The organism is Chamaesiphon polymorphus CCALA 037 (genome assembly GCF_003003845.1).
GTDB classification, from domain to species: Bacteria; Cyanobacteriota; Cyanobacteriia; order Cyanobacteriales; family Chamaesiphonaceae; genus Chamaesiphon; species Chamaesiphon polymorphus.
Genome location: NZ_PVWO01000329.1, coordinates 1 through 6739, shown reverse-complemented (window position 1 = coordinate 6739; position 6739 = coordinate 1). Strand labels below are relative to the sequence as shown.

The 6739-nt window shown below is 45.0% G+C and carries 2 protein-coding genes; both read left to right on the top strand.

All coding sequences use genetic code 11. From position 1 onward, the window contains the following. Positions 1-12 precede the first annotated feature (12 nt). The gene (locus tag C7B77_RS20630) at positions 13-6045 is read left to right on the top strand and encodes a non-ribosomal peptide synthetase (protein WP_245894289.1); all 6033 of its coding nucleotides are present in this window, start codon (positions 13-15) and stop codon (positions 6043-6045) included. 158 nt (positions 6046-6203) lie between these two features. Next, positions 6204-6596: a hypothetical protein gene (locus tag C7B77_RS20625; RefSeq protein WP_106309207.1), complete on the top strand. Its 393-nt coding sequence runs from the start codon at positions 6204-6206 to the stop codon at positions 6594-6596. Positions 6597-6739 lie beyond the last annotated feature (143 nt).

Genomic DNA, 6739 nt, shown 5'->3' with positions numbered 1-6739 from the left:
CTCACACTATCGATGTCGGAAACACCTGAAGGGTTAGTGGGTGATTGGGAATACAACACCGACTTATTCGATGCTGCAACCATCGAGCGGATGGCGGGTCATTTTGAGAACTTGTTGTCGGCGATTGGCTCCAATCCTCACCAGTTAGTGAGTGAAATCTCGCTGCTGAGTGCTGCCGAACGCCAGCAGTTATTAGTAGAGTGGAATCAGACAGCAAGTCAATATCCTGACGATAAATGTATCCATCACTTATTTGAGGCGCAGGTTGAAAAAACACCGGATGCAATCGCTGTTGTCTTTGAAGATGAGCAATTAACTTACCAACAGTTGAATCAGCGAGCCAATCAACTAGCTCATCACTTACAAAGTTTGGGTGTCAAACCCGAAGTCTTAGTCGGCATTTGTGTCGAACGTTCGCTGGCAATGGTAGTAGGACTGTTGGGAATTCTTAAAGCTGGTGGGGCTTATGTGCCACTCGACCCCAGCTATCCTCCAGAACGGTTGAGTTACATGTTGGCTGATGCTGGTGTGGAGGTCTTGTTGACTCAACAAGATTTGCTGGCATCATTGCCTGCACATTCAGCCCGTCTGGTGTGTTTGGATACCGATTGGGACTCAATTGCCCGCGCGAGTGCTACTAATCTCTCTTCTGATGTCGCTGCGGCTAATTTAGCTTATGTTATCTATACTTCTGGTTCTACTGGTTTGCCTAAGGGCGTCCAAATCGAACATCAGGCCATTGTCTGGCACTGTCACAATATTCAAAGTGTATATCGGCTCGAGTCAAGCGATCGAGTGCTTCAATTTGCATCAATTGGGTTCGATCCTTCGGTCGAGCAAATCTTTGTCCCCTTAGCTGTTGGTGCTTCGATAGTAGTCAGAGGCCAATTATGGCAACCATTTCAATTTCACGAATATGTTGAAAAATACCAGATTAGTGTTGTGGATCTGCCACCAGCCTACTGGCAACAATTAATTCTCGAATGGGTAAACAATCCGCAATCGCTCCGAGACTGTAGCATCAGACTGACGATCGTGGGTGGAGATGTGATGCCATCTGAGACAGTCAAACTTTGGCAGCAAACAGCGTTGGCATCTTCACGGCTGCTGAATGCTTTTGGACTGACGGAGGCAACTATCACATCTACTATTTTTGATGTAAGTTGTTTAGGCAGTTCTGAGCAGCAGCTCGAAAGTATTTCGATTGGGAAACCGATTGCCAATACGCAGATCTATATTTTAGACCGATATCTTCAACCAGTGCCGATTGGCGTCCCTGGGGAGTTGCACATTGGTGGTGATAGCCTCGCCCGTGGCTACCTCAACCGTCCCGACTTGACGGCGGCGAAATTTATCTCCGATCCCTTCTCGGATGATGAATCTGCACGTCTCTATAAAACTGGGGATTTAGCGCGTTATTTACCAGATGGAAATATCGAATTTCTCGGACGCATCGATAATCAAGTCAAGATTCGAGGTTTTCGGATCGAACTAGGGGAGGTGGAGGCTGTCTTGAGTTCTCATCCTCAGGTGCAACAAGCGGTGGTAATTGACATGGAGGATCGTGTTGGCAAACGTCTTGTTGCTTATGTAGTGACAGAGGATGACATACCTGACACTCTTCAATTGCGTGAATACGTCAAGCAAAGGCTCCCAGAGTATATGGTACCTGCGGCGATCGTCACTTTAGACTCTATACCGTTGACTCCGAACGGGAAAGTAGACCGTAAGGCACTGCCGATTCCCGATGGTGAAATCTCGCGAACGAATGAATATGTGGCTCCGCGCACTCCTAATGAAGAAATCATTGCCAACATCTTCGCTTCAATCTTGGGAATAGAGAGAGTGGGCATCCACGATAACTTCTTTGAACTGGGCGGACATTCGCTACTCGCTACTCAATTAATTTCCCGACTCCGTGCTAGTTTTGCCCTCGAAATCCCTCTGCGGATCATCTTTGAATTACCCACCGTCTCTCAACTAGCTCACACTCTCTCTGAGTTAAAGGCTACTGATATCGGTTTATCCCTGCCCTCGATCGTACCGATTGCTGACGATACATTACCAATACCGCTATCATTTGCGCAACAAAGGTTATGGTTCCTCGATCGACTAGCAGGTGGCAGTCATACTTACAATATGCCACTAGCATTACGCCTAAGTGGAGTTTTAGATACAGGGGCACTACAGCATTGTCTGAGCCAACTAGTAGAACGTCATGAAGCACTACGTACCCACTTTGCCACGATCGATGGGAGCGCAGTGCAAATTGTTACACCACATCTAGAGATTCCAATGCAAGAGATCGATCTGCAATCTCTAAATGAATCGACTCAATCCACACAAGTCCAACGATTAGCGATCCAAGAAGCTCAACAACCTTTCGATTTGGCTACTGGGCCTATGTTACGAGTAAAGCTGTTGAAATTAGCAGCAACAGAAAATGTGCTGATATTCAATATGCACCACATCATATCTGATGGTTGGTCGATGGGGATATTGGTACGAGAAGTAACGAGTCTGTATCAGGCATACATTACCAATACCCCAGTAACGCTTCCCGAACTACCAATTCAATATCCAGATTTTGCCCATTGGCAACGTCAATGGCTCACAGGTGACGTGTTACAAGCCCAAGTAGATTATTGGAAAGCACACTTAGCGGGAGCACCACCTCTACTAGAGTTACCAACAGACCATCCCCGTCCAGCAATTCAATCGTTCCAAGGAAGCCAACTAAATTTTAATATCTCTGTAGAGCTGACAGAGCAGTTAGAACAGTTAAGTCGTCAACAGGGCGTAACGTTGTTTATGACGCTGCTGGGGGCTTATGCAGTGCTGCTGAGTCGTTATAGTGGCGATCGAGATATCGTCATTGGTTCGCCAATTGCCAATCGCAATCGCGGTGAAACCGAGAACTTGATTGGGTTCTTTGTCAATACGTTAGCATTGCGAATTGACTTGAGCGACAACCCCAGTTTCGAGCAATTGCTAGGGCGAGTGCGGCAAGTAGCGTTAGGGGCATATGGACATCAGGACTTACCCTTTGAGAAGTTAATCGAAGAACTCCAACCCCAGCGGAGTCTCAGTCATAATCCGCTGTTTCAGGTAATGTTCGTTCTGCAAAATGCGCCGATGAGAGCATTGGAACTGGGCAATTTACAATTAGAACCGTTAGAGAGTGAAACGACCATTGCCAAGTTTGATTTGACTTTGACCTTAGAGGAGGCAGCAACTGGCTTAGTGGGTAGTTGGGAATATAATAGCGACCTGTTTGAACGGGAAACCATCGATCGACTCAATAGTCATTTTCAAGTATTAATAGAAGGTATTATCGATCGACCAGCACAGCAAATCCAAGCATTACCCTTACTCAGTGCTGCCGAACGCCAGCAGTTATTGGTGGAGTGGAATGACACAGCAGTTGCATATCCTGACGATAAATGTATCCATCACTTATTTGAGGAACAGGTTGAGAAAACACCTGATGCAGTAGCGGTGGTGTTTGAAGATGAGCAATTAACCTACCAACAGTTAAATCAACGAGCCAATCAATTAGCCCATCACTTACAAGGTTTGGGCGTCAAACCCGAAGTCTTAGTCGGCATTTGTGTCGAACGTTCGCTGGCAATGGTGGTGGGACTCTTGGGAATTCTTAAAGCTGGCGGGGCTTATGTACCGCTCGACCCCAGCTATCCTCCCGAACGGTTGAGTTACATGTTGGCTGATGCTGGTGTAGAAGTATTGTTGACTCAACAAGATAGCTTGGCATCATTGCCTGCACATTCAGCACGTCTGGTGTGTGTGGATACCGATTGGGACTCAATTGCCCAAGCGAGCGATACTAATCTCTGTTCTGGTGTTGTTGCAACTAATTTGGCTTATGTGATCTATACTTCTGGTTCTACTGGTCTGCCTAAGGGCGTCCAAATCGAACATCGCAGTTTAGGCAACCTCACTCTAGCCCAAAGACAATTATTCGCACTCACACCCAGTAGTCGCATTCTGCAATTTGCTTCGCTCGGGTTTGATGCTTCGGTGTGGGAAATCTTCATGGCGGTGACGACTGGCGCACGACTAATTTTGGGCACGGCTGCGGCTCTAATGCCTGGAGAGGACTTAGCTCAAATGCTCCAGCACAGTGCGGCAACTCATGTGACATTACCACCTTCAGTTTTAGCAGTATTACCGACCGATAAATTATTGCCAGCATTAGGTCAGATGATTGTCGCTGGCGAAGCTGGTTCGTTGGCGGTGGTCGCACCCTGGTCGGTCGGTCGTCGGTTGTTTAATGCTTATGGCCCGACTGAGGCTACTGTTTGCGCTACGGTAGCGCAGATCGTTGCTGGGAGCGAGCGACTGCCGATTGGTACACCAATCGCTAATACGCAGATCTACATTTTAGACCGAGATCTTCAACCAGTGCCGATTGGTGTCTCTGGGGAGTTGCACATTGGCGGTGATAGCCTCGCCCGTGGCTACCTCAACCGTCCTGATTTGACTGCTGCGAAATTTATTCCCCATCCGTTCTCGGATGATGAATCTGCACGCCTCTATAAAACGGGCGATCTAGGGCGTTATTTACCAGATGGAAATATTGAATTTCTCGGTCGGATCGATAATCAAGTCAAGATTCGGGGTTTTCGGATCGAACTGGGGGAGGTGGAGGCTGTCTTGAGTGCTCATCCTCAGGTGCAACAAGCGGTGGTAATTGACATGGAGGATCGTGCTGGCAATCAACGTCTTGTTGCTTATCTGGTGAGAGCGACAGCGGATGAATCGCTCAACTCTAGTCAGGTGCGTGAATATGTCAAGCACAGGCTACCAGCGTATATGGTACCTGCGGCGATCGTTACTTTAGACTCGATACCGTTGACTCCGAACGGGAAAGTAGACCGTAAGGCACTGCCGATTCCCGATGGTGAAATCTCGCGGATGCATGAATATGTGGCTCCGCGCACGCCTAGTGAAGAAATCATTGCTAACATTTTTGCTTCTGTGTTGAGCGTGCGAACTGTTGGGATCTACGATAACTTCTTTGACTTGGGCGGACATTCGCTACTGGCAATACAGCTAGTTTCCCGAATACAACAACATTTTCAGATAAATTTACCTTTAGCTATTTTGTTCGAGAGTCCTACCGTCGAACAACTAGCAATCGTTATTGATTCTCCTTTATCTACAAAACTTTGGTCTTCCCTAGTATCCATTCAATCTGACGGTTCATTACCACCTTTTTTCTGCATACCAGGAGTTGGCGGAAATGTTCTATGCTTTGCTAAATTAGCAGAATATCTGGGGAAAAATCAGCCCTTCTATGGTTTACAGGCTCAAGGTCTTGATGGCGAACAAAGTCCGCTTGAAAGCATCGAAGAAATAGCCCATGAATACATTAAAGATATTAAAAGAGTTCAATCAGTTGGCCCTTACTTCTTGGGGGGTCATTCTTTCGGAGGTAAAGTCGCCTTTGAAATGGCTCAACAACTAAGAAAAGAAGGAGAATCCGTTGCATTTGTTGCAGTTTTAGATATTTCTCCAATGGCCCAATCAGATCGGCACAGCGATCTACAAAGTTGGGATCGAGCAATGTGGATATGTCAGATTACAGAGGTAATTGGGGGGATTTCTGGAGAGAACTTATCAATATCTTATGATGCTATAGCTTCTCTTCCTCAAGAAGCTCAACTACAATATTTAAAACAACAGTTAGAAATGATTGAATTTTTACCTCCAGAAACAGACATAAAATTAGTTAAAGGTTTGTTGGAAGTTTTCAAAACCCAATCTCAAATTAATTACATACCACACAATAGCTATCCTGTTCCAATTACGCTGTTTCGCGCTCAGAATCAAACCTCACCGGAAAACTCCTCCGATCTTTCCCAAGATTACGCATGGGGTTGGAATCAGTTTGCTGATGGAGAAGTAGTAGTTCATACCGTTCCAGGTAATCACATCTCAATGATGAATGAGCCTCATGTCAAGATCCTAGCTCAAAAACTCCAAAAATCTCTCGAACTTGCTCGAAATATAGTTCGATCTTGATAATATAATTTATTTATATTTGACATCATAATGGCTTGCAACATAGTTGTTAAAAGGCAAGTATATAGAGTACTTCTGAGTTTTTGACACTAGTGACTAATGTGGCATAAAAACTAAATTTGTACTATATTAATAGAATTATTTGGAGAATTTAAGAAATGAAAAGTTATTTAGTGTGTCTATCAGTAGCTATTAATTTGATGTGGATGGCAATGCCTATAAAAATATTAGCAAATCCCCAAACAAAGGTAGATGCTAAGGTTGCCCTCGATCGATCGATTAAATCCAATTTAGGCAGTAATGGCAAACATCAACCGTTAATTGTCAATCTTAAGCAATGGCTGGGAAATTATCAAAAAATCCAGTCTGAAGGTAGCAATTATTTGGCAATCTTCGATCGCGGCTCCGTTCCAATTTCAGTCCAATTTAAAAATGACGGATCTATTGAAAGTTATGGAATGGGATGTCCAATTGTCACCAAATCACTGTCCGTAAGTCAAGCACATCCAAACCTTAAAAAATTACTATCAAAATGTCCTAATCTCAAATAAAGTTAGATATTGCATTTAATAATGCAGGCACTGTCGGCGAAAATCCATCCCCCGCTTAATCAGTTCTGACACTTAGGACAAAGTCTGTCTAATGATAGATGCCTCGATCGCTGGCTCATTCTATAGTCTTTTGGTTATTATAT

What these genes read in the sequence shown, in the direction of transcription:
- C7B77_RS20630 (WP_245894289.1), top strand. Translation starts at nt 13, where the DNA reads ATGTCGGAAACACCTGAAGGGTTAGTGGGTGATTGGGAATACAACACC.
- C7B77_RS20625 (WP_106309207.1), top strand. Translation starts at nt 6,204, where the DNA reads ATGAAAAGTTATTTAGTGTGTCTATCAGTAGCTATTAATTTGATGTGG.